A 20,907-nucleotide genomic window follows, 5' to 3' on the forward strand; every position below is an offset into this window, starting at 1 on the left:
AGTAGGGGATTATACGGGCTTCCGGTGGCTTTTGTCAACATAAGGCTTCGGGGCGGCCGGGACGATCACCGTAAAGCATCATGAACGCGAGGGGGGCGAGGCATAAATCAGCGATGGTCGCAGGGAAAGCCCGGGCATGTCGCCGCGATGGGGAGTGTCATCTTCCACTGGTCAATTCGGGGATTGATCGGATGAAACTCGGAAGCTTTCATCAAAGAGTCAGGGGGAACGGGCCGCGTTTTTCAGGATAGAGGGTTCACGAATTTTTCTACGCCCGTTGCGAGGAATGATGATTCCTTAGCGGGCGGAGGATAAGGCCATAAAAAAGGGCCGCTTGAACGGTTCAAGCGGCCTTGAGGTATGGCAACTACTGCCGGGGTGCTCCCCGTGTCTGTCCGCCGCCGGCTCTCGCGCCTTCGATCATGCCGCGTATCTCGCGCCTGAAGTCCTGCTGAAAGACCAGGTAGCGTGCCTGCTGCTCCGTGGAAAGCATTCCTTTGATGCCGTCTATCTCTTTCTGCCGCAGGTCGACCATGGCGCGCTGGTTCTTTTCTATCTTGTCGATCGTTCCCTTCAGTCTCCCCTCGTCGGGCTTTCCCGCGTCGAGCGCGGCCCGCAGTTCCTTCATGCCGTTCATGTGTGCTCTGATGAGTCCCCGCCGTTTTCCCTCGATGGAACTCAGGAATGAAGCCAGCTGCGTGCTCGTTTTCTCATCGAGCTTGAGCTCCTCCGTCATGCGCCACATTCTGACCGCTTCCACTTTTTTCCGGACCGCCTCGCGCTTTGCCTCGCTCGGGGCCGGTTCGCGGCCCTGGGGTCCCTCAAATCCCGGGTCGTCTTCGAACTGCCCCGGCAGGGGGCCCCGTCCGGGAGCCTGCTGGGCATGAACGGTCGTCCCGCTCACGATCAGAATAGCGGCCACCGCGATGATGCCGACGCTCCTTCTCATGGTCATCCCTCCTCTAATTCATTCAGCGATCTGGAAAATTGCTCGATTTCCCGGGCATTCAATTCCGCCATTTCCTCGGCGGGGTCGCTGTCGACGGGATTCAGCACGATCGATTCGGCCTCGAAGGCCATGGTAGACAGCTCCTGCCCCGCCCAGGCGTCGACGGAATTGAGTTCGGTTGACGACAGCTCCGACATGTTGGTGGACGGATGGGTGAGTGCCGGATCGTGCACGGAGCCGTAACTGTAATCGTATGCCTCTTTCCAGACAGGGGAGTCGTCTCCCTGCTTCTGGAGCGGGCTCATGATGAACCAGGAGACCAAAAGCACGAGCGCAGTTGCGGCCGCAGCCCAGGCCCAGCGCGGCAGGGCCATCCGCTCCGTGATCCGGAAAACATCGAAGATTTTCCTCTTCGATTGCTGCGCCCGCACTTCCCGGAAGACACGGCCGGGCATCTCAGCCCAGAAAGCTTCGCCCGGGTCAGGCACCGTTTCTTCCGCCATCATTGCCAGGAGGGCAAGCTCGGTGCGGCAGTCCTCACAGGACGCCAGGTGCGCATCGACGGGCGCTGCCTCGTCGGCTTCGAGCTCCCTTGCCAGATAAGCGGGGAGCAGGTCTTTTATGTTTTTTTCACTGCACTTCATGATCCTATTCCAGGGCGGCCTCCCGATCTTGACGCTTCATTACAGGATGCTGCCAGATATCTGCTTCGTGTTTCCCGGTCCTTGTTATGTTGTTTCTCCCCCCAGCCTCGCTTTCAGCTTCTGGACCGCGTGGTGGTAGTTCGCCTTCGCGGTGCCCACGGTGCAGTGCATGATGCCGGCGATCTCATCGAACTTCTTCCCTTCCTGGATCCTGAGCAGGAGCGTCAGCCGCTGCTTTTCCGGCAATCCGCTCAGGGCCGCCTGGAGCTGCTGCCTGTTCTCCTTCGCGATCATCGTTTCGATCGTCCGGGGATTCCGGCTCAGGACCACGTTCTCCAGGGGCACCTGCACGGCCCGCGACCGGTCCCGGTAGATGTTTTTCGCCAGATTGATGGCGATCTGGTAGAGCCAGGTCTTGAAGGTCGAGCGCCGCTCGAACGATGCCAGGCCGGTGAAGGCCTTGACGAAAGTCTTCTGCAGGAGGTCCGCGGCGTCCTCATGGCTGCTGACCATGCGGTAAAGCATCGAATAGAGAGGCTTCTGGTACTTGATCACCAGCTCGTTGAACGCCTCGCGGTCGCCGCCCACGGTTCTCGTGATGAGATCAAGGTCTTCATCCATGAAGAGGGCCTGTGCTGACCTTCGCTACCGTATATGACACGGTGGAGAAGGAAAGGTTGAATTTTACTGCATGTTTCGGGATTGCCATTCTGCACTACCTCTGGCGTTACGAGTGCTTCTGCGGCTGTCCGTCGCCGGCCTCGATGTCCTTCTGCAGGCACACCCGGTTCCTGCCGGACTTTTTCGCCTGGTACAGCGCATTGTCCGACAGGGTGACGAGCTCGGCGGGGGTCTTCGTGTCCTCGGGGAACGACGCCACGCCGATGCTCAGGGTGATCCTGAGATCCCGGGCCCCGGCCGCGGTCACCACGGTCTTTTCCATGATGCTCCGGACCCGCTCCGCCATCTGCCCCGCTCCTTTGGTCGTTGTGTCCACCATGCCGACCGCGAACTCCTCGCCGCCGTACCGCGCCACGAAGTCCGTTGTCCTTGCGGTCTCCCTCAGCACTTTGGCAACGGCCTTGATGGCGATGTCGCCCACGGGATGGCCGTAGGTGTCGTTTACGGCCTTGAACTTGTCGATGTCCATGAGCAGGATCGAGAAGGGCCGGGGTTCCCGGTCGATGCGTCTATATTCCTCGGCCAGCTTCTCCATGAAGGTACGGTGGTTCAGCAGGCCTGTCAGACCATCGGTCCGTGCAAGGCTGCTGATCTGCTGATGCAGGATGGCGTTGTCCATGACGAGGGCGATCTGGTTGGAGAGGGTCTCCAAAAAAGTGAGGTGAAATTCCGAGAAGGCGTTGGGCCTGAGGGACCCCAGAAAGAAGGCGCCGATGAACTTCTCCCCTTTTGCCAGCGGCCAGCAGGAGAGGGACCTGAGCTGCCGGGTCAGCCGGGTCGATGTGTCGATCAGGCCGACCACGGTGCGCTCGCCGAGGTCGGACCAGTGGTAAGGAGCGGACTGCCCCTTCTCCCACTGGTTCAGCATCTGGTTGATCAGCGTGCCTTGTTCCAGAGGGTGCTTTCCCGGTTCCCCGTCATTGGCCCCGCCCTTCTCACCCGTCATCAGGGACGAAGCCACTTTCCGCAGGAGCGACTGCTCTGGATCCGCGAGTTCCACAAGCCCGCTCTGGTGCACGACGGAGACAGCGCGGATTCTGTCATTATAGAGCACAAAGACACAGAAATCGTTCGGCACAAGGATGTTGATCTCCCTTGCCAGTCCGTCCAGGATGTCCTCCAGTTCGAGCGTGCTGTTCAGAACGGCGCTCATCGTGTGCATGGCCGCGAAGGTCCTTGCCCGCATGCCAAGCTCCTGCGTGACACGGATCTTCTCGATGATCTCGATGAAAAAGGGCGAAAATCGCGCCAGCATGTCCTGCGTTTCCAGGGAAAAGGCGCCCTCTTCAAGGCTGTCGATGGCCAGGATGCCGATGGTCTCCCGCCCCCTGGTGATGGGGATGGCAAGGAGCGACCGCACCGGCACGGCGCGCACGTAGTACCCCAGGGTCCCCAGGGACTCATGGACACCCGGGAGGTATTGCGGCTGCTGGAGCTGGACGCATTGCATGAGGAGGGATCCGGTCTTCCCGGAGTTGAGCGCTTCTCCGAGGGGCGCGAGAAATATGCCGGCGGCATCGCTGCGGCGCGCCCGGAGCACGAAGGAGTCATCGTCCCCGGCCCGCTCCTTCACGAACAGGGCATAGGCGTGTGCAGGAACAAACCCGTAGATCATGTCCAGGAGCCCGTCAAAGGAGGCTTCCAGGCTCCTCGAGGCCCTCACATTCGACGCAAGCTGGCTCTCATCCGTCAGCGCTCCGATCGTGTCCGTGTCGTCAAGGGGGTCGATCGCATCGGCGCGCTCGAGCAGCTTCTCATGCTCGTCCTTTGCTTGCGCGGCCTCCCTGCGCGTACGATGGATGATATGGGATATGATCGCGGGAACGACGGCAAGGGACAGGGCAAAACCGGCATAGATCGGATACTGGCCCGGCTCCGGTCCTCCCGATAAGAACAGGTTGGCGCCCTCGATGACAAGGATGATGGCGCTCGTCGCCAGCGTCTGGAGCAGGGGCAGGAAGACCGCCGCAACGGAGACGAATACGAAATAGGCCGGCCAGAGCAAGGAATGAACGCCGCCGGTGAGCTGCACGAGGAAGTTCAGCAGGAGTACGCCAAGGACAATGAACGGGAAGGCCCGGAAGGGCGCGTCGGAGAACAGGGAGCGGTAGGCTACGGTGAGGACGATCAGCAGGTATCCCGCGAGCCAGGCGAGCTGATACGGGAAAGACGGCTCGGGTCCGAGAAACAATCCCGAGGCCGCGAAAAAACCACACAGAACCAGGAGGCCGGGGACGAGAACTTTGTTCAAATCTTCCTTCTCCTGTTCAGCTCTTCCTCGAAATACTTCCGGTAGAGAACGTCCCACTCGCGGCTGCCCTCGGGCACCCTCCGGGAGAGCGACTGGATCGTGCGACGCGCAGCGGCGTCGGCCTCGTCCTCGAACTTGAGCTCGTCCGAAATGGTCCGCTTGATCTCGCGGAGGATGCGCTCCTCGGGCTGGATTGCATCGACGTTCCTGTCCTGCATCAGCATGTCCAGGACGAGGTGGGACACATGGGATATCCGGTCTTCGGTCAAGCGCATGGCGTTGTTACTCCTGGCAGGCTGCTGACGGGATCCAGGGCACCCTTGAGCTTTCTTCACGACCCCGGCGCCGTTGCGCCAAATACCTCTGTTTTTCTTTGCTCCCCATCAGAGCACGATGCCCCGCTCCCTGGCAAGCTTCTGCTTCGTGAGCTCGAACACCTTGCGGTAGTCCATGTTGCCCTTCATGATCTCCGCCTCGTGCGCCGCGAGTATCTTCTCGACGTCCTTGTTCAGCTTGTCTTCGTCGAGCATGTTCGTCGTGATCACCGCGTTGATCTTTTCAACGATGGTTGTTTTCGGAACGTCGTACTTGACAAGGCCCCGGGACTCGAGGTTCGACGCGATTGCATTGGCAAGATGCTGGATTAGATCCTTCGATAAACGCATGATTTCACCTGCGTCATTATATCAGAAACAGGGGAAAGGGGAGGGAAAAAACTTGGTTCATTCGTAATAGAGTTAAAAGCTACTGCGAGCGGCTGTCTCGCGCAGAGCCGCCAAGCACGCAAAGAAAGACAACGACAGAAGCTTGAGAACGGTCGTCCGATTTTGACAGGGAGACATACATCAAATTCTTGTTCTTTAAGCGTGTTTATACGGCTTACTGCAGAATGATGTTATTCTTTCTTTGCGCCTTTGCACGAAAGTGGTTTTTCATTCAGGGGAATTGCTGTTCCGGGAATGCGTTACACCTGTTCCCCGGGTCCCCGCACCTTGCGGAGGTCCGCCCAGATGTCGACAATGCCGAGGGCGACCACGAACACGACGGTGGGAAGCAGAAGGATGAGTGCGTGGATCATTCCCCGGATGAAGGGCTGGATGCGGACCTTGCGCAGGTAGAAGTCGACGATAGCGACGCCCTGGGTCAGATACACAACGGAATAGATGATAGCGAGGTTCCAGCCCGTGAAGCGCGCAGCTTCCGAGGGAATGACAACGAGCGCCAGCCCGACGATCAATCCCCAGACCCAGACATCGGGCGCGTGCCACTTGGCCAGAGGGATCGCCGGGGCCACCTGAGCGTTTCCCGGCCTCCGGGCCAGGATGATGCGGCTGAGGCCATAGCAGCTGGCCGACTGGAAAACGGAGGTGGCGATCGTAATGCCCGGGAGCAGGCGAACGAGGTTGCGGATGAACGTGTCCGGTACGGAAGCTATGGCTGACGACATTTCCCTGAGACCGATCTCGGCGTACAGCCTGGCAGCCTCGGTCATGCTGCCCTTCAGGTACTCTTCCACGACAATGACCGGGTTCTTCCCGATGCGGGAGAACAGGTAGGCGGCGATGGCGGACAGCACGATCATGGGCAGCATGCCGCCCAGAACGACCGCGGATTCGGGCTTCCACCGCCTGCGCATGCCCTCGGAAAGGCCGATGGCCATAAGGCCGAAGGTCAGCACCAGAATGGCGGCGGTATGCCAGCCGCCGAGGATCGTGAGGAACAGCCCCGAAGCGATCAGAACGATCGATCCCTCTGTCCTGCCTCCGCGCAGGTACGCGAGAACGAGCGGGACCGGGGTGAAGAGGGCGATGATCTGGCCGGCCACGGGGATGATGAAGCCCGCGACGAACATGGCCGTCGTCTGGATGATTCCGATGACAATGGAGCGGTAGTTCACCATGGTTCTCCTGGTCTGCGAATGAATCTCTCGGACGCGAATGGTTGTATGAAGCGGCGTGAAGGTCTTTTTACGCGAAGATCATCATCCAACGGGCTTTTTCCGTGTCCCCGCGTTTTGCCAAAAATAAGGGGAAACCCATTCTCATGAGTTTCCCCGTCGTGCGATCCGGAACCGGTCAGCGTTTACTTCTCGCCGGAGAAGGGCAGCATCGCGATGTTCCGCGACCGCTGCACCGCGACCGTCACTTCCCGCTGATGCCGGGCGCAGTTGCCCGAGATGCGGCGGGGAAGGATCTTCCCGCGCTCCGTGACGAAGAAGCGGAGCGTCTTGATGTCCTTGTAGTCGATGAAAGGCGTTTTGTCAACGCAGAACCGGCACACCTTCCGGCGTACCTGGAACCGCCTGCGTTTGTCCGGGCCCTTTCCATCCCGGGTGTCCCTCGGCCTTGAGTCGGAGGACCGTTCAGTCCTTGCAGGATACTCTGCCATGATAGTAACTCCTCGTATAGTGGTTAGTAAAGATCAATGCTCTGGTGACTCCGGTCAGAAGGGGATATCCCCTTCCTCTACGGGCGGCTCCGGCGCGGGCTCCGCATGGGCGTGCCCCGCGGCCTGGCCCGATGACTGCCGCTTCGGCATGAACGTGACGGACTGGGCCGCGACCTCGACCTTGCTGCGCTTCTGGCCGGTTTCCTTGTCGTCCCACCGGCGCTGCTGCAGGCGGCCTTCGATCAGCGCGGCATCACCCTTGTTGAGATACTGGCCGCAGTTTTCCGCCTGTTTGCCGAATACCACGATGTCGATGTAGCTGACTTCTTCCCGGGTCTCTTCCCCCTGCTTGTACTTGCGGTTGACGGCGATGGCGAAACTCGCCACTGCGCTCCCGCTGGGGGTATAGCGCACCTCGGGGTCGCGGGTGAGATTGCCCAGCAGGATCACTTTGTTAAAGCTCGTCATGGTGCTCCTCCCTGGCTCCGAACGCAGCGCGGGCGTTCAGGAGGTTCTCGTCCAACTACGCCTGGGCCTTGCCGGCCTCGGCCTTTGCCGCGTCCTTCTTCTTCGGTTTGGGAGCGGGTCTGGTGCGAAGCTCTTTTTCCAGCCTTACGGTCAGGAACTTGATCACTGAATCCGTGAGCTTATAGGTGCGCTCCAGTTCGCTGACCGCCGCAGGCGCGGCCTTGAACTGGAAGAATGCATAGTGGCCCCGCTTCTGTTTTTTGATCTCGTAAGTGAGTTTTTTCTTGCCCCAGTCCTCGAACTTGAGCATCTCTCCGCCCTGTTTGACCACGACGTCCTGCATCTTCTTGATGGTATTGGCGGTCTCTTCGTCGGAAAGATTGGGGTTGATGATAAAGATGGATTCGTAAATGTGCATCTCACTTCCTCCTTGTGGGTTATAGCCCTCCCGGCCCCGGGAGAGCAAGGAGTAATTCCGGGGAAAGCGCTTCTCGTCTCCGGAAATCGACCTTACTCGTATTTTAGGAATGAAAACATTATCACAGACATGCTGAAAAGGCAAGGAATTTCTGTTTCTCCGCTCTTTCCCCGGAACAGGGAAGCGGGGATGATGCGGAATCCGCGGGCGCTGCTCTTTGAATTCATTCATGATTTTCGCGGCCGCGCTTCTCGAATGCGATTATCCGCGCTTGCGCCCGGACAAAACCTGCCCGTTTCCATCATAGTAACTCTTGAGGAGAGCATGCAAAAAACCTCCTGCAGCGCAAAAAAAATCAGAAAGCCTAAATTTTATGGAGAGCTGTGCCGATAAGTTAGCAGAAGCGGCGTTCGGGGCAGGAACGATCCGAACAGTCGCTACTAAAGATACCATCGCTAAGGACGGAATGACCGTGATACAGCGTAAAAGAATAGGCGACATGCTTCTCGAGGCGGGACTGATCACCACGGCGCAGCTGCAGACCGGCCTCGAGGAGCAGAAAAAGACGGGAGAACTGCTGGGCGCCATTCTGTTCGCCCACGGCTTCATCAGCCAGCAGGACCTGTTCAAGGTCCTGTCGGTGATCCATGACGCGGGGGGCAAGGCCGAGCCTGGCGCTGAATCAACGGTCATGCCCGAGGACATGGACGCCCTGGTGAAGCAGAGCAGCTCCGTGTTCCAGGTCGAAAGCGGTCTGGACCGCAGGGACGTCGATTCCGCCCAGTCGCCCCTGGTGCGCATGGTGGACAAGATCATCGCGACCGGAGTCGGCCGGGGGGCGACGGACATCCACATCGGCCCGGATACCAAGGGCACGCGCGTGCGATACCGCGTGGATGGGGCGCTCCATCACGGCATGTATCTCCCGAAGGACCTCCTGAACCCCGTCGTGTCCCGGTTCAAGATCATGGGACAGATGAACATCGCCGAGAACCGCGTTCCCCAGGACGGGAGCGCCGAATTCCTGTACCGGGAGCGGAAGCTGGACCTCCGGATCTCCTCGTTCCCGCTCATCAACGGGGAGAACATCGTTGCCAGGATCCTCGACAAGTCGAACCTGAAGCTCGGCCTCGATTCGCTCGGCTTCGCCGATGCCGATTCGGCCGTGATCCAGGAGACGCTCAAGCTGCCCTATGGCATGATCCTCGTAACGGGGCCGACCGGGTCCGGCAAGACCACCACGCTCTACTCATGCCTGTCGTTCATCAACACCGTCAACCGGAACATCTTCACGATCGAGGATCCCGTGGAGTATCAGCTGCCCCTGGTCCGGCAGTCCCAGGTCAACGTGAAAGCCGGGCTCACCTTCGCATCGGGCCTCCGGTCCATCCTGCGGCAGGACCCCGATATCGTGCTCGTGGGCGAGATGCGCGACCTTGAGACCGCCGAGCTCGCCGTCCGGGCGTCCCTGACCGGCCACCTCGTGTTCAGCACGCTCCACACCAATGACGCGCTCTCGAGCGTCATCCGCCTCATCGACATGGGGATCGAGCCCTTCCTCATCTCGTCGACGCTCGACACGGTGATCGCCCAGCGGCTCGTGCGCATGCTCTGCCCCGAGTGCCGGCAGGAGCTCGCCGGCGACAGCGCCGTCTATGGGAAGCTTGGCGCCGATCCGCGCGCGGTGAAGCTCTACCAGCACAAGGGCTGCGACCGCTGCGGGGGAGCGGGGTACCGCGGCCGGACGGTCATCTACGAGACCCTCAAGATCACGCCGGCCATCCGCGAAATGATCAACCGCAAGGCCGGCCTCGACGACATCCGGCGCGAGGCGGAGCAGGGCGGCTTCCGGAGCATGTTCCAGAACGGCGTCGACAAGATCAAATCCGGTGTCACCACGCTCGAAGAGGTGAGCACCGTGACAAGAACGGGACTGTAAATGGCGACCTACACCTTCAGGGCCGTGGACCAGGACGCGAACATCCTGAGCGGACAGTTCCAGGCGCAGGACGAGACGGACCTCGAGCGCAAGCTCAACATGCAGGGGCTGACGCTCATCGAGGCCGTGAAGGCCGGCTTCTTCACGGCCGAGAAGGGCGGACGGGTCCGGTTCACGCTCCAGAACCTGGTCGACTTCAGCTACTTCCTCCGGCTGATCATCTCCTCCGGCATGCCGATCACGGGCGGCCTGGGCGACCTGATGAAGAACCAGGAGAACCGGAGGCTGGCTGAGGCGGCCACGCTGATCCATGACAAGCTGGAGGCCGGCATGTCGCTCTCCGACGCCATGCAGGAGCATCCGGCCCTGTTTCCCGACTATTACACCCAGATGATCGCCGCGGGCGAGGCCTCGGGAAGCCTGGAGAAGGTGCTGAAGGACCTGATGAGCTACATCGAATGGCAGATCAATTTTCGCAAAACGGTGCGCTCCGCCCTCATCTACCCCGTCATGGTGCTGAGCGCGGTCATCCTGCTCATCGGCGTCCTGTTCACCTTCGTGTTCCCGCGGCTGGTCGGCATCCTGGTCGGGCTGAGGGTGGAACTGCCGCTCGCTACCCGGATCGTGATCACCACGGCGAACTTCGTCAACCACTACTTTCCGCTGATCGTGCTTTCGGCCGCCGCCGCGTTCGTCCTGTTCAAGCTGTGGCTCAGGACCTATGAAGGGCGGAGGAAGTTCGATACCTTCCTGCTCGCGCTGCCGCTGGTCGGCACGCTCATCCGGAAGATCAACCTCTCGCGGTACTGCAAGACGCTGGCGACCCTCCACGGCGCCGGGCTCAATATCAAGAAGACCTTCACCATCGCCTCCGCGGTCGTCCAGAACACGGTGCTGTCCGAGGCAATGGCGCAGGTGACGGAATCGATCATGAACGGCAAGAGCATCGCCCAGTCCATGCAGGAAACGGGCGCCTTCCCGTCGCTCGTCGTCGACCTGGTCTCGATCGGCGAAAAGAGCGGGAACCTCGAAAGCGCCGTCCAGCGGGCGAGCGACATGTTCGACAAGGAAGTGCCCGAAACGCTCAAAAAGGTGTTCAGCCTGTTCGAGCCGCTGATCATCGTGCTGCTCGGCGCTCTGGTGCTCGTCGTGCTGCTTTCGATCTTTCTTCCTATCTATAAGGTCGTGGGAGGCATCAGGGTCCGGTGAGGTACGTGCGATCTCCATATGAGAAGGGGTTTACGCTGATTGAGGTGATCGTCGTGGTGGCGATCGTCGCCATCATGACGGGCGTTATGGTTCCCATGGTGTACCGCATATGGGAGAACAACGACGCCGAGGCCACCCGAGACCGGATGCGTACGCTCAAGGTCGCGCTCGTGGGAGACAGCCGCATGGTCCAGAACGGCGTCAGGACCAGCTACGGGTACGTAGGCGACGTGGGGCAATTGCCGGCAAACCTCGACGCACTCATCGTCGACGACGGCTTCCCGAACTGGCACGGACCCTACGTGCCCGCCGGGTACGATCCCTCGAACTACGCCAAGGACGCCTGGGGCAGGGCGATCGAATATACAACGACGCCCGACGGCCTCGGCAGAAGGGTCACCGCGTCGCTCCGAAGCTACGGCCCGGACGGGGCGGCAGCCACCGGGGACGATATCGTTGACACGGACCTCCAGGTCTATCAGGCCGAGGTCACGCCGGCCATCGCGATCCAGGGCAATGTGAACATCCTGTTTGCGTCAGCCCCCACGCTGGCGAAGAATTATTACATCGGCGTCAGCGCCCAGTATAAGGACAGGACCGGCGCCGTGCTTGCCACCAGCAGTATCTGCTGCAACGGCGCACTGGCGATCGCCGCGAACGCGGGCAATACGCAGGTGAACTACGTGCAGAACTTTGCCTGTACACCGGCGAATGCGCTTCCCGCCGGGAGGCTGTATGTATCTCCGCGGCTGTTCTCCGACATCAACTGTCAGACGGGAGTCGCCGGAACGCCGATCGAGATAGCCTCGGATGTGAACACCGCTTCCTTGTTCACGAACCTGCAGATCCAGTCTGTTGTTCCGTGAGGATGACGATGAAGAACGTGTATCTTGATCTACGAGGTCGGATGTTGAGGGCGCTGGTCGCCGATGGCGAGTCCGTTACCTTCACCAGGACCTATGAGCAGTTCTCGCTCGACGACGCGGCGCAGGCGGGCAAGGCCTTTGCCGAGATCAGCGCGGCTGCGGGCGTGCGGCTCGACCGGGTGCACCTGATCCTGCCCGGCGAGGCGGCTTCGACGGAAGTGTTCCGGCTGCAGAACATGTCCCGGTCCGACGCGGAAAAAGTGATCAGGCGGAAGATCGCTCAGGGCCAGAACGCTCCCCCGCCCCTGGTCCAGGTACTCCCGGCCGGGACCTCGGGAAAGCAGCTGCTCTTCCTGGCGGAAACGGTGAAGCACGAGGCTGTGGAGGCGATCATCGGCATCTTCCGCTCCCACCACATTGCGGTCAGGACCGTTTCCACGCCGCTCCAGGCGAACCGCAAGGCGCTCACCCGGATGCACGGCGACGTTACGCAGGTGAATGCCATCTTCGATGTCGGGAACGATTTCATCGATATCTCGGTCCTGCACCAGGAGAACGTGATCCATTACGAAAAGATTTCCCTGCCTCCCATCGACGTGGAGCAGGAGCTGTACAACGGCGTCGAGATGGAGCGCATCCAGAAGATGCGGCTGTACCGCATCGCTGAGGCGACGTATAACTTCCACCTGGGCTACAAGCAGCAGTACCCGGACATGCCCGTCCGGTATCTGTGGATCTGCGGCAGCGGCGGAAGGCTCGAGGGCATCCGCGAGACGCTCAGGGAATCGACGGGGCTCGATGTGGCGACGCTGAACACGCTGACCGGGTCGGCGGCGGGGGACGGGTTCCTCTTTACCGCCCTCCATGGCATGGCCTGCGGCATCGCCGACGGGACCGTGATCAATTACCTGCCGAAGGAGATGACGGGGCTGCAGTTCAGGGCCGGCCGCGGCGCCGTCCTTGCCGCCGTCTGCGCCTATGCGGTGCTCCTCCTGGCCGGTTACGTTCTGGTCGAGATGAAGTACACGCGGGAGAAGGGCATGCTCGAGGAAGTGACGAAGGCCACCCGGGAGCTCGAGCAGCGGATGCGGACCGGCAATCCCTATGAACGGAGCGCCGACGCCCTGAAGCGGCTCGCCGCAGGGGAGGCCGATTATTACCCGCTGTTCTCCTACCTGGCAGACGCGACCCCGGCCGGCGTTTACATCGAAGGCATCTCCCTGAAGCGCCAGGCTGCAGCAACACCGCTTCTCGATATCGATTTCGTGACCCCCTCCCATTCCGAGGAGATCGGAGGCAGGAAACTGCTGACGAACGTGGTCAGGATGATCGACGGCTTTCCGCTTCTGAAGCGGCGCGGCGAACCGGGTATATCGATCACCAGGACGGACAAGGAAAAGCTGGTCCATTTCAAGGTTGCCTGCGAGGTGCGTCCATGACCAAGCCGATGAATATCCTGCTTGCCGCCTGCCTTATCGCGTCCCTGGGTGCAGCGCTCGTCTACGGCGCGAAGCGGCTGGGCCAGATCCGGGAACTGCGCGCACAGACGGCGGCGCTGCACAGCGCCGAGTGGAAGAAGGGCGGAGAAGGGGAGCAGGACCTGCTGAAGAGGAAATTCCCGGCGAAGGCCGATGTCTCGTCCTTTGTCGAAGGACTGTACACCGTCGCCCAGAGGTCGGGGCTTCAGAACGTCGAGATATCGACCGTGAACGATGCGCAGAAAAAATCCGTCAAGAAGAGCGCAGGCGACGTGGCAGCCCTCACGGCCTGGCCGATCCGGATATCTTTCGAAGGCAGGTACCGGGCGGTCGCCGACTATATCAGGGCGGTCCAGGGCATCGAGCGCTTCAAACGCCTCATCCTGCTCGAGATGAAGCCGGGCAAGAATGCGATCAAGACGAACATGATCATCGAGATCATGTCGCTCGAGGTGGCCGATGCTGCGTAACAGATATGTCATAGCGGTCGTGGGAGTGCTGCTCGTCCTGGTACTGTACTATAACGTGTCCTTCTTCTCGGAGAAACGCGCCGTGAAGGCGGTGCGCCAGGGGGACTCCCCGGCTTTCGGGGGGACGGCCGAGCGGGCAGCGGGAACTCCCGTTGCGCGGACCGGCGAATGGAAGCGGGACCCGTTCTGGTACACCGACAAGAGCAGCAGGAGCGGGGCAGGTGCGGCATCCCGCGGCAGCGGGTTCGCGCTTGCGGCGACCATGACCAAGGGCGGGAAGGGATACGCCCTTATTGGCGACAGGGTCGTAGGCGTGGGCGATACCCTCAACGGGTATACGGTCGTGGACGTGGGCCAGAAGAGCGTCACGATCAAAAATCATAAGGGTACCAGGGTTTTGACCATCGGAAGGTAAGAGTTCCGGGAGGAGAAAGCAATGAGGAAGATCGTATACGCATCGCTCATCGTAATTCCGCTGCTCGCGGCGTGCGCGTCGCCGAGGATCGCGAAGATACCCGACACGATGTCGCTGAAGGAGCCCGGAGCGGGTACGGCCCAGGAGAAACCCCGCGCCGAAGCAGGCGGTCGCGACGAGTTCAAGGGCATCGACGGGGACCAGAAGTACTCCCTCAGCGTCCGGAACGCGGACCTTGCCGACGTGCTTATCCTCCTGTCGCGGAAGAGCGGACAGACCATCATCGCCGACCGGGACGTGACGGGCAAGGTCACCGCCGAGATCAAGGACCAGGGCCTCAAGGACATCCTCGCGTCGATCCTGAAGCCTCAGGGGTATTCGGTCACGGTCGAGAACGGGATCGTCAGGGTGATCAAGTCCCGGCTCATCTCGAAGACCTTCTCCCTGAACTACATCAAGGGCAGCCGTGCGTCGACGAGCACGATGAACGCCGCCATAAATGAATCGGTGAACGGGGGCGTCAGCTCGGCCGGCGGAAGCATCAACCTGAACGTTTCCTCGGGCGGGGCGACCGGTGCCTCCTACGGTGACTCGTCCTCTTCGTCGCAGCAGGGCAGCGTGAGCGTCAAGACCTCGGGTGTGTCCGATTTCTGGAGCGAGGTCACTAGGGGCCTCGAGGTGATCGTGTTCGGTGACTCGGGCAGCGGCAAGCACGAGAACGGGTACAGCAGGGCGGACAAGACCGGGCGCAAGCTGATCGTGAACGAGCTCGCCGGCATCATCTATGTGAAGGACTATTCGGACAACATGGAGAACGTCCAGGCGTTCCTCGACGACGTGGAGCATTCGGTCAAGAAACAGGTGCTGATCCAGGCCCACATCGTAGAGGTCTCGCTGAACGACGACTTCTCGCTCGGCATCGACTGGAACAAGATCGCGGGCAGCGGAACAGGCCCCAGCGGAGAGCGGTGGAAGTTCTCCCAGAACCTGGTACCGACGCCCCCCACGGAGGTGTTCCAGATCGCGTTCACGGCCGCGAAGGCCAGCGCGCTGCTGGACGCCATGAAGCAGCAGGGCACGCTGAACATGCTGTCGAGCCCGAAGATCGCGACCCTGAACAACCAGAAGGCGGTGATCAAGCTCACGACGAAGGAAGTGACCTGGATCGCGAGCTCCATCTTCAACGCCCAGGGCAACGTGCTGGCGAACTACACCACGCCCCAGATCAACGAGGTGGGCATCTTCCTGGACGTGACGCCGCAGATCGGGGACCGGGACAATGTCACCATGCAGATCCACCCGAGCATCTCGGAGCTGTCGAGCACGTCCATCTCGCCGGACGGCAAGAGCAGCGCCCCTATCATCGACATCCGCGAGGTGGACACCATGGTCGAGGCGAAGAACGAGCAGACAGTGGTCATCGCGGGCCTGATCGTGGACAAGATCCTGGAGACCAAGCGGGGTGTGCCGCTCCTGGGCGACATCCCCTACCTGGGCTGGCTCTTCTCCTTTATAAGCCATTCGAAACAGAAGACGGAGCTCGTGATCCTGATCACCCCCTACGTCCTGAACGACAAGAGCATCGCGGACATCAGGCAGAGGCACGAGGACCGTCTGTCGAAGGCGGGGCGCACGTTCTTCCCGACGCCGTAGCCGTCTTCCCGCAGGCAACCTCCAGTCAGGGACGGTTCCCGAAAGGGAGCGGTCCCTTTTTTTATCCGGAGTGTGGCGGCATACGTCAGCCTCAGAGCCACAACCGTACGAGTCCCGCGCAAAACACCAGTCCGATCGGAAGGTACATCAGTCGGTAGGTTTGCGCCATATCGGCCTTGAAATACCGGAGCGTCAGGGCGAGGCAGAGGTGCGTGGGCGACAGCATCACGCCGGCAAATCCGCTGGCAAAGGCGAAGGTGACCGCGCCGGGTTCGGGGTGACCTCCGGTCATCGCCATGATGATCGGGAACGTGGCTCCCACGAACCCCACGGTCAGACCCGTGAGCAGGCCCACGGTAAAGGGGAGGGTGAAGAGGACGAGGCCCGACGGCATCCCGCTCTGCCGGAAGAACACCGGCAGGGCCTCGATGGCCCCGCTGGCCTCGAGCATGCCCTTGAACGTCATGATGCCCATGGTCATGAGCACGATGTTGAGGGACAGACTCTCGCGGATCGTGGTCAGCACTTCCCGCGGCGTGTACCGGAAGTAAAGGAACATGACCGTCACGACGCTGATCATGGCGATCGCGAGCGGCAGCTTGAACACCACGACGAGCGCCACGGCGGCCGTGATCGGGAGCAGGGTCATGAAGAGGGCGCGGACCTCGTTCCGGTCCCGCTTCCCCGGAACCTGTCCGGTCCTGACGCCCCGGAACGCGAGGAAGGCGCCCACGCCAACAACCGCGAGGGGAAGCGGCAGCTGGGACAGCAGGAACCGGTTGATGGGGATCTTGGTAACCGCCGCGGCGAGCACCACGCCCGGGTACAGCGGGCAGATGTACTCCCAGATGTGGCGGAACCAGTAGTTGATGAAGGCCTTGTGCTCCGGAGGGATGTCCGCGTCGGCCGCGGCTTCCTGCACCATGGGGGCCGAGAACGCCGCCCCGCCGGCGGACGGCAGCAGCCCGATCACGCCGGGCAGTACGGCCATGGCGATGCGCCGGTCCCGGGCCACGTTCACGACGGCCTCCATCATGCGCCTGAGCACGCCGCGCTTGCGGATGATGTTCTCGAGCGCCATGATCAGCACCAGCCCGGTCACGAGGTTGATCGTGACCGGATCGATGCTCGACCGGAACGCTACCCCGAGCTGCTGCAGGGGGCCGATGCCGTAAAGCGTGCCGAGGAAGGCCGCGGACCCGAGCATCACGAGGCCGAAGTTCCAGCGCAGGCGAAGCATGAGCACGATAACGGCGAAGGAAAGCCCGATCCTGAGCAGGTCCGTCATCGGATGTACCCCGAGCCGAGATAGAAGATGACGGCGGCCCGGATCGAGTAGCGGTCCCTGCGCCATTCCTTCGGGAGCGGCTGGAACGGGGCGGACGCGCGGATCGCGCGTTCCGCCTCGTCGTCGAGGATCTTGTAGCCCGAAGACTTCAGGACCTCGAAGTCGCCGAGCGAGCCGTCCTGCATGATGTCGAACCTGATGAACAGGGTGCCCTGGTAGCCCGAGATGGCCGCGAGTTCGGGATACTTCAGCACGCTCTCGACCTTGATCTTGAGCCAGCGGTTGTAGGACATGAACTTGAACTCGTCGGTATCGAGCGTGACCGAATCTTCGCCCGGCTTTTGCTCCGGCATGCCCCGGCGCGCGAGCTCGTCGATATCGTTCTGGCTCAGGAAAGGGAGCGGGCCGCCCTGCTTGTGCGTCTCCTCCATGGTCGTCCCGCCCTTCTCTTTCCCCTCCTCGGCTCCGCCGGGAATGCCGGTCCGCCGAGCACCGCCGGTTTTGGGAAGCGCTACGTCGTTGTCCGATCCGAATTTATCCGGCATCGGAACGGGGCCCCGGGGATACGGCTTGTCGGGGACGACCTGCTGCGGGATCCTGGGCACCGCAGGGGGAGGAGGGGGGACAGGAGGAACAGGGACTGGCGGAGCAGGCCGCTGCACGGGCGGCAGCTTCTTCACGATCTCCCCCGGCAGGTTCACGATGTTGACCGGGATGGAGATGGGCAGGGGCGTCAAATCGGGCCTGATCAGGGAAAAGGCCACGGCGATCATGAGCGCATGGAGTGCGAAGGAGAGGATGACGAACTTCGTGAAATGTAAATGCCGTGGCATGGGAATAGTCTGAAAATCCGAATTGAAACCACGGAGGAACACGGATGGACACGGATAAGAAAAGGGAATATCAGGAAGTAATCCTACAATTTCTTACCTGTGTTAATCGGTGTTTATCCGTGGTTAAAAGTTTTTCTGCATCCTGTCCGAAACTTCCCTGAGCAGTTTCAGGATCGCCTCGGCCCTTTCGGGAGTGAGGCTGCCCATGCCGCAGGAGGGCGTGAGGAGGCACTGTCCGAGCATGGCCGTGCGGCCGATCCCCTGCTGCTCGAGGCGCTTCATGCCGGCCTCCAACTTCCCGACCAGCATGTCGGCGGTTTCGGCGCCGGTGAACGCTCCGGTGGGCACGATGCCCCAGGCGAGCGCCCCTCCGCGGTCATAGAACTTCCTGATGTCCCCGGGGTAGAGCAGGACCCTTTCCATATACCCGAAGGCGTCGAAGTTCACGATGTCCACCCTGGTGTTGAACAGCAGGGGCCAGTCCGCGTTGCCGCAGCAGTGGATGCCGGCGATGCCGCCGAGCTCGTGGATGACATCGATGATCTCGTTCAACTTATCCGCCACGAACTCCGGCGAGACCGCCGAGAAGGCCGAGCCGAGGGACTCCATTGCCGGCTCGTCGATGAAGATGATGACGGGCTTTCCGAACTGGCCGAGAACCTTGATCTGCCAGGCGGCCTTCATGGCAAGACCCTTGACGACCGCGTCGAACACCACGTCGTTGTGCACGATGTCCCTGCCAGCTTCGTCCTTGAAGGATATGCCGGCCGTGAGCGGGCCCGTGACGTGGCCTTTCACGAACCGCAGTGCCGGCGAAGCGGACGCCCTGAGGGCCCGGATAAAGGCGGGAAATGCCGCCGCATACTCCGCCGTGATCTTGAAGAACCCATAGTCCTTTGCGAGGTACCGTTCGAAGAACTTCTCGAGCCCCGGCGTAAGGTCTTGTGACGTGTCGAAGTAAAAGCGCATCTTCGCCTCGTCGAGCGCGAGGCCCGGCAGTGACTCGCTGTACTGGCCGTCCATGTGTTCGCGGAAATCCCGCTGCGGGAGCTGCGGCCAGATGGGCGCCTCCGGGAGGTACCGGAGCGACAGGGCCGCGGCCTGGTCGGGGTCAGTGACGGGCAGGCTGCCGATGCCCGTTGCGATGCAGTTGTAGCTGGTGGCCATTGATGTTCCTTTCGCGCTCCGCGCCGCGGTCGTTGATCGGGGCATTATATATTCATCGGAAGTAAAAAACAACTCAAAAGCCGCCGCGCGATCATGGCCGGTCCGCTGCGAGGCCTCATGCCGGTGAGGGCGTGATGGTTTCTGAACGCTGCGATGGGCTCCGTGGAGCAGAGTATCGGACGTGCTGCCTTAAGATGATGGCACGACTGTCCCGTCCTGCGCCCGGGGCAATTTCCCTTTACAGATCCCTCTAAAACCGGTACTATGCGCTCCATGAAATACGGAACCAAAGCGATCAAGCAGGTGAAACTGGAGCTCTGGCCCAATCCCAGCCCGGAGCGGGACTACGCGATCGAGATATCCTACCCCGAATTCACCTGTCTCTGCCCACGCTCGGGCTACCCCGATTTCGCCACGATCAGGGTCACCTATACGCCCGACCGGAAGGTCGTTGAGCTCAAGGCCCTGAAGCTCTGGTTGAACAGCTTTCGCGACAGGAGCGTATCCCACGAAGCCGCGACGAACCTGATCTTCGAGACCCTCGACCAGCAGCTCAAACCGCGCGCGCTGGAGGTCGTCGGAGACTTCAATGTCCGTGGCAACGTGAAAACGGTCATCCGGGTCGTCAAGTAGCCCGGACATTCTAATCCCTCCCGCGGCCTGTCCGCGCCAGAGATACCACTCCTCTCTCCCGCATCAGACCCATGATCAAGAGACCGGTTGAACGAAGGGGCTTGACTATTTCAGGGTACCATGATATCTATGGAACGTTGTGGTGAGTTTTCCGACAAAGGGAGCCAGTTCATGAGGTCCTCCTGGCGTTTAATCTGCACTGTTCTTGTCGTTTGCCTTGTCCCCCTGCACTCTTTTGCTGCTGCGGCTCCGGAGTCGTTCGCGCCGCTCGTGAAGAAAGAGATGCCCTCGGTCGTGAACATCTCGACCCGGCAGGTTGTCAAGGTCCAGCAGGCCTCTCCCTTCGGTGACCCGCAGATGGACGATTTCTTCTACCGGTTCTTCGGCGGCAGGCCGCCGCAGCGGGAGCAGGTGAGACAGAGCCTGGGTTCCGGCTTCATCATCAGCCCCGACGGGTATATCCTGACGAACAATCACGTGGTGGACAAGGCCCGCGACATCAAGGTGGCTCTTTCCGGCGGCCGGGTGCTGGAAGCGAAGCTGATCGGCACGTCTCCGGAGATCGATATCGCGCTGATCAAGGTGGAGGCAAGGGACCTGCCCTCGGTCGAGCTCGGCGATTCGGACGGGCTTGAAGTGGGCGACTGGGTCACGGCGATCGGCAATCCCTTTGGCCTCAACCACACGGTCACCGCCGGCATCGTGTCGGCCAAGGGCCGGGTCATCGGCGTCGGGCCCTATGACGATCTGATCCAGACCGATGCGGCCATCAACCCCGGCAACAGCGGGGGGCCGCTTTTCAATATGAAAGGCCAGGTCGTCGGGATCAACACGGTGATCATCGCGACGGGCCAGAACCTGGGCTTCGCGATCCCGATCACCATGGTGAAGGAAGTACTGCCGTCGATCCGGGAAAAGGGCAGGCCCGACATGGGCTGGCTGGGCGTTTCTGCGCAGGCGGTCACGCCGGACCTTGCCGAGGCGCTCGGTTTGAGCGAACCGATCGGCGCCGTGATCAACGGGATCACCAAGAACAGCCCCGCGGACAAGGCAGGGCTCAAGCGGGGAGACGTGATCGTGGAACTGGACGGCAAGAAGATCCTCGATCCCCTGGAATTGCCCCGGATGGTCGCCTTCGGGCACATTGGCAAGACCGT

22 protein-coding genes are annotated in these 20,907 nt (G+C 61.3%); 9 read left to right on the forward strand and 13 right to left on the reverse strand.

What is annotated here, in order from left to right:
* Nucleotides 1-367: 367 nt before the first annotated feature.
* The 10 genes from VL197_16135 to rpsF all read right to left on the reverse strand — a co-directional run bounded on the left by VL197_16135 (nucleotide 368) and on the right by rpsF (nucleotide 7,799).
* Nucleotides 368-949 carry a Spy/CpxP family protein refolding chaperone gene (locus VL197_16135; protein ID HUJ19515.1) on the reverse strand — a complete coding sequence of 194 codons (582 nt, stop codon included), beginning with the start codon at nucleotides 947-949 and terminating at the stop codon, nucleotides 368-370.
* A gap of 2 nt (nucleotides 950-951) precedes the next feature.
* Nucleotides 952-1,593, reverse strand: coding sequence for a zf-HC2 domain-containing protein (locus VL197_16140; GenBank protein HUJ19516.1), 642 nt, complete (start codon nucleotides 1,591-1,593; stop codon nucleotides 952-954).
* Between the two features lie 84 nt (nucleotides 1,594-1,677).
* A complete protein-coding gene (locus tag VL197_16145) occupies nucleotides 1,678-2,214 on the reverse strand; it encodes a sigma-70 family RNA polymerase sigma factor (protein ID HUJ19517.1) in 537 nt (178 codons plus the stop codon).
* 106 nt (nucleotides 2,215-2,320) lie between these two features.
* Nucleotides 2,321-4,525 (reverse strand): diguanylate cyclase, encoded by a 2,205-nt coding sequence (locus tag VL197_16150; GenBank protein HUJ19518.1) that lies wholly within the window; start codon nucleotides 4,523-4,525, stop codon nucleotides 2,321-2,323.
* Nucleotides 4,522-4,860 carry a DUF507 family protein gene (locus VL197_16155; protein ID HUJ19519.1) on the reverse strand — a complete coding sequence of 113 codons (339 nt, stop codon included), beginning with the start codon at nucleotides 4,858-4,860 and terminating at the stop codon, nucleotides 4,522-4,524. Before VL197_16155 ends, VL197_16150 begins: the two co-directional genes overlap by 4 nt.
* Nucleotides 4,861-4,908: 48 nt before the next feature.
* Nucleotides 4,909-5,190 carry a DUF507 family protein gene (locus VL197_16160; GenBank protein ID HUJ19520.1) on the reverse strand — a complete coding sequence of 94 codons (282 nt, stop codon included), beginning with the start codon at nucleotides 5,188-5,190 and terminating at the stop codon, nucleotides 4,909-4,911.
* A 299-nt stretch (nucleotides 5,191-5,489) separates the two neighbouring features.
* On the reverse strand, nucleotides 5,490-6,425 hold the full coding sequence (locus VL197_16165; protein ID HUJ19521.1) for a DUF2232 domain-containing protein: 936 nt from the start codon (nucleotides 6,423-6,425) through the stop codon (nucleotides 5,490-5,492).
* A gap of 182 nt (nucleotides 6,426-6,607) precedes the next feature.
* Complete coding sequence (rpsR, locus tag VL197_16170) at nucleotides 6,608-6,913, reverse strand: 30S ribosomal protein S18 (GenBank protein HUJ19522.1); 306 nt, start codon at nucleotides 6,911-6,913, stop codon at nucleotides 6,608-6,610.
* Nucleotides 6,914-6,967: 54 nt separating this feature from the next.
* Complete coding sequence (gene ssb / locus VL197_16175; protein HUJ19523.1) at nucleotides 6,968-7,381, reverse strand: single-stranded DNA-binding protein; 414 nt, start codon at nucleotides 7,379-7,381, stop codon at nucleotides 6,968-6,970.
* Between the two features lie 55 nt (nucleotides 7,382-7,436).
* Nucleotides 7,437-7,799 (reverse strand): 30S ribosomal protein S6, encoded by a 363-nt coding sequence (rpsF, locus tag VL197_16180; GenBank protein HUJ19524.1) that lies wholly within the window; start codon nucleotides 7,797-7,799, stop codon nucleotides 7,437-7,439.
* 472 nt (nucleotides 7,800-8,271) lie between these two features.
* On the opposite strand from rpsF, the gene VL197_16185 reads away from it, so the two are divergent.
* Genes VL197_16185 through VL197_16215 form a run of 7 tightly spaced genes read left to right on the forward strand, consistent with a single transcriptional unit; the run spans nucleotide 8,272 to nucleotide 15,829 of the window.
* Nucleotides 8,272-9,738: an ATPase, T2SS/T4P/T4SS family gene (locus tag VL197_16185; protein ID HUJ19525.1), complete on the forward strand. Its 1,467-nt coding sequence runs from the start codon at nucleotides 8,272-8,274 to the stop codon at nucleotides 9,736-9,738.
* Nucleotides 9,739-10,947 carry a type II secretion system F family protein gene (locus VL197_16190; protein HUJ19526.1) on the forward strand — a complete coding sequence of 403 codons (1,209 nt, stop codon included), beginning with the start codon at nucleotides 9,739-9,741 and terminating at the stop codon, nucleotides 10,945-10,947.
* Nucleotides 10,948-10,952: 5 nt separating this feature from the next.
* A complete protein-coding gene (locus VL197_16195; GenBank protein ID HUJ19527.1) occupies nucleotides 10,953-11,813 on the forward strand; it encodes a prepilin-type N-terminal cleavage/methylation domain-containing protein in 861 nt (286 codons plus the stop codon).
* A gap of 8 nt (nucleotides 11,814-11,821) precedes the next feature.
* On the forward strand, nucleotides 11,822-13,252 hold the full coding sequence (locus tag VL197_16200) for a hypothetical protein (protein HUJ19528.1): 1,431 nt from the start codon (nucleotides 11,822-11,824) through the stop codon (nucleotides 13,250-13,252).
* Nucleotides 13,249-13,761, forward strand: a complete 513-nt coding sequence (gene pilO / locus VL197_16205) for a type 4a pilus biogenesis protein PilO (protein ID HUJ19529.1) — start codon at nucleotides 13,249-13,251, stop codon at nucleotides 13,759-13,761. Before VL197_16200 ends, pilO begins: the two co-directional genes overlap by 4 nt.
* On the forward strand, nucleotides 13,751-14,176 hold the full coding sequence (locus VL197_16210) for a hypothetical protein (protein ID HUJ19530.1): 426 nt from the start codon (nucleotides 13,751-13,753) through the stop codon (nucleotides 14,174-14,176). The genes pilO and VL197_16210 overlap by 11 nt, the downstream gene beginning before the upstream one ends.
* Before the next feature lie 21 nt (nucleotides 14,177-14,197).
* Nucleotides 14,198-15,829, forward strand: a complete 1,632-nt coding sequence (locus VL197_16215) for a hypothetical protein (protein ID HUJ19531.1) — start codon at nucleotides 14,198-14,200, stop codon at nucleotides 15,827-15,829.
* A 91-nt stretch (nucleotides 15,830-15,920) separates the two neighbouring features.
* Here the strand turns inward: VL197_16215 and VL197_16220 are convergent, their stop codons facing one another.
* From VL197_16220 to VL197_16230, 3 genes are all read right to left on the reverse strand, one after another.
* Nucleotides 15,921-17,117, reverse strand: coding sequence for a DUF401 family protein (locus VL197_16220; protein HUJ19532.1), 1,197 nt, complete (start codon nucleotides 17,115-17,117; stop codon nucleotides 15,921-15,923).
* Nucleotides 17,114-17,950 (reverse strand): energy transducer TonB, encoded by an 837-nt coding sequence (locus VL197_16225; GenBank protein HUJ19533.1) that lies wholly within the window; start codon nucleotides 17,948-17,950, stop codon nucleotides 17,114-17,116. The genes VL197_16220 and VL197_16225 overlap by 4 nt, the downstream gene beginning before the upstream one ends.
* 123 nt (nucleotides 17,951-18,073) lie before the next feature.
* Complete coding sequence (locus VL197_16230) at nucleotides 18,074-19,117, reverse strand: hypothetical protein (GenBank protein HUJ19534.1); 1,044 nt, start codon at nucleotides 19,115-19,117, stop codon at nucleotides 18,074-18,076.
* 273 nt (nucleotides 19,118-19,390) lie between these two features.
* Between VL197_16230 and queF the strand changes: the two genes are divergently transcribed.
* Complete coding sequence (gene queF / locus VL197_16235; protein ID HUJ19535.1) at nucleotides 19,391-19,750, forward strand: preQ(1) synthase; 360 nt, start codon at nucleotides 19,391-19,393, stop codon at nucleotides 19,748-19,750.
* 270 nt (nucleotides 19,751-20,020) lie between these two features.
* On the forward strand, nucleotides 20,021-20,907 hold an 887-nt coding region (locus VL197_16240; protein ID HUJ19536.1), incomplete at its 3' end, for a trypsin-like peptidase domain-containing protein.

This window comes from Nitrospirota bacterium (assembly GCA_035516965.1).
Lineage (GTDB): Bacteria > Nitrospirota > UBA9217 > UBA9217 > UBA9217 > MHEA01.

Bases quoted from the DNA above. Each gene is read 5' to 3' on its own strand.
- VL197_16135 (HUJ19515.1), bottom strand. From the start codon at position 949: ATGAGAAGGAGCGTCGGCATCATCGCGGTGGCCGCTATTCTGATCGTG.
- VL197_16140 (HUJ19516.1), bottom strand. From the start codon at position 1,593: ATGAAGTGCAGTGAAAAAAACATAAAAGACCTGCTCCCCGCTTATCTG.
- VL197_16145 (HUJ19517.1), bottom strand. From the start codon at position 2,214: ATGGATGAAGACCTTGATCTCATCACGAGAACCGTGGGCGGCGACCGC.
- VL197_16160 (HUJ19520.1), bottom strand. From the start codon at position 5,190: ATGCGTTTATCGAAGGATCTAATCCAGCATCTTGCCAATGCAATCGCG.
- VL197_16165 (HUJ19521.1), bottom strand. From the start codon at position 6,425: ATGGTGAACTACCGCTCCATTGTCATCGGAATCATCCAGACGACGGCC.
- rpsR (HUJ19522.1), bottom strand. From the start codon at position 6,913: ATGGCAGAGTATCCTGCAAGGACTGAACGGTCCTCCGACTCAAGGCCG.
- ssb (HUJ19523.1), bottom strand. From the start codon at position 7,381: ATGACGAGCTTTAACAAAGTGATCCTGCTGGGCAATCTCACCCGCGAC.
- rpsF (HUJ19524.1), bottom strand. From the start codon at position 7,799: ATGCACATTTACGAATCCATCTTTATCATCAACCCCAATCTTTCCGAC.
- VL197_16190 (HUJ19526.1), top strand. From the start codon at position 9,739: ATGGCGACCTACACCTTCAGGGCCGTGGACCAGGACGCGAACATCCTG.
- VL197_16200 (HUJ19528.1), top strand. From the start codon at position 11,822: ATGAAGAACGTGTATCTTGATCTACGAGGTCGGATGTTGAGGGCGCTG.
- pilO (HUJ19529.1), top strand. From the start codon at position 13,249: ATGACCAAGCCGATGAATATCCTGCTTGCCGCCTGCCTTATCGCGTCC.
- VL197_16210 (HUJ19530.1), top strand. From the start codon at position 13,751: ATGCTGCGTAACAGATATGTCATAGCGGTCGTGGGAGTGCTGCTCGTC.
- VL197_16215 (HUJ19531.1), top strand. From the start codon at position 14,198: ATGAGGAAGATCGTATACGCATCGCTCATCGTAATTCCGCTGCTCGCG.
- VL197_16220 (HUJ19532.1), bottom strand. From the start codon at position 17,117: ATGACGGACCTGCTCAGGATCGGGCTTTCCTTCGCCGTTATCGTGCTC.
- VL197_16225 (HUJ19533.1), bottom strand. From the start codon at position 17,950: ATGCCACGGCATTTACATTTCACGAAGTTCGTCATCCTCTCCTTCGCA.
- VL197_16230 (HUJ19534.1), bottom strand. From the start codon at position 19,117: ATGGCCACCAGCTACAACTGCATCGCAACGGGCATCGGCAGCCTGCCC.
- queF (HUJ19535.1), top strand. From the start codon at position 19,391: ATGAAATACGGAACCAAAGCGATCAAGCAGGTGAAACTGGAGCTCTGG.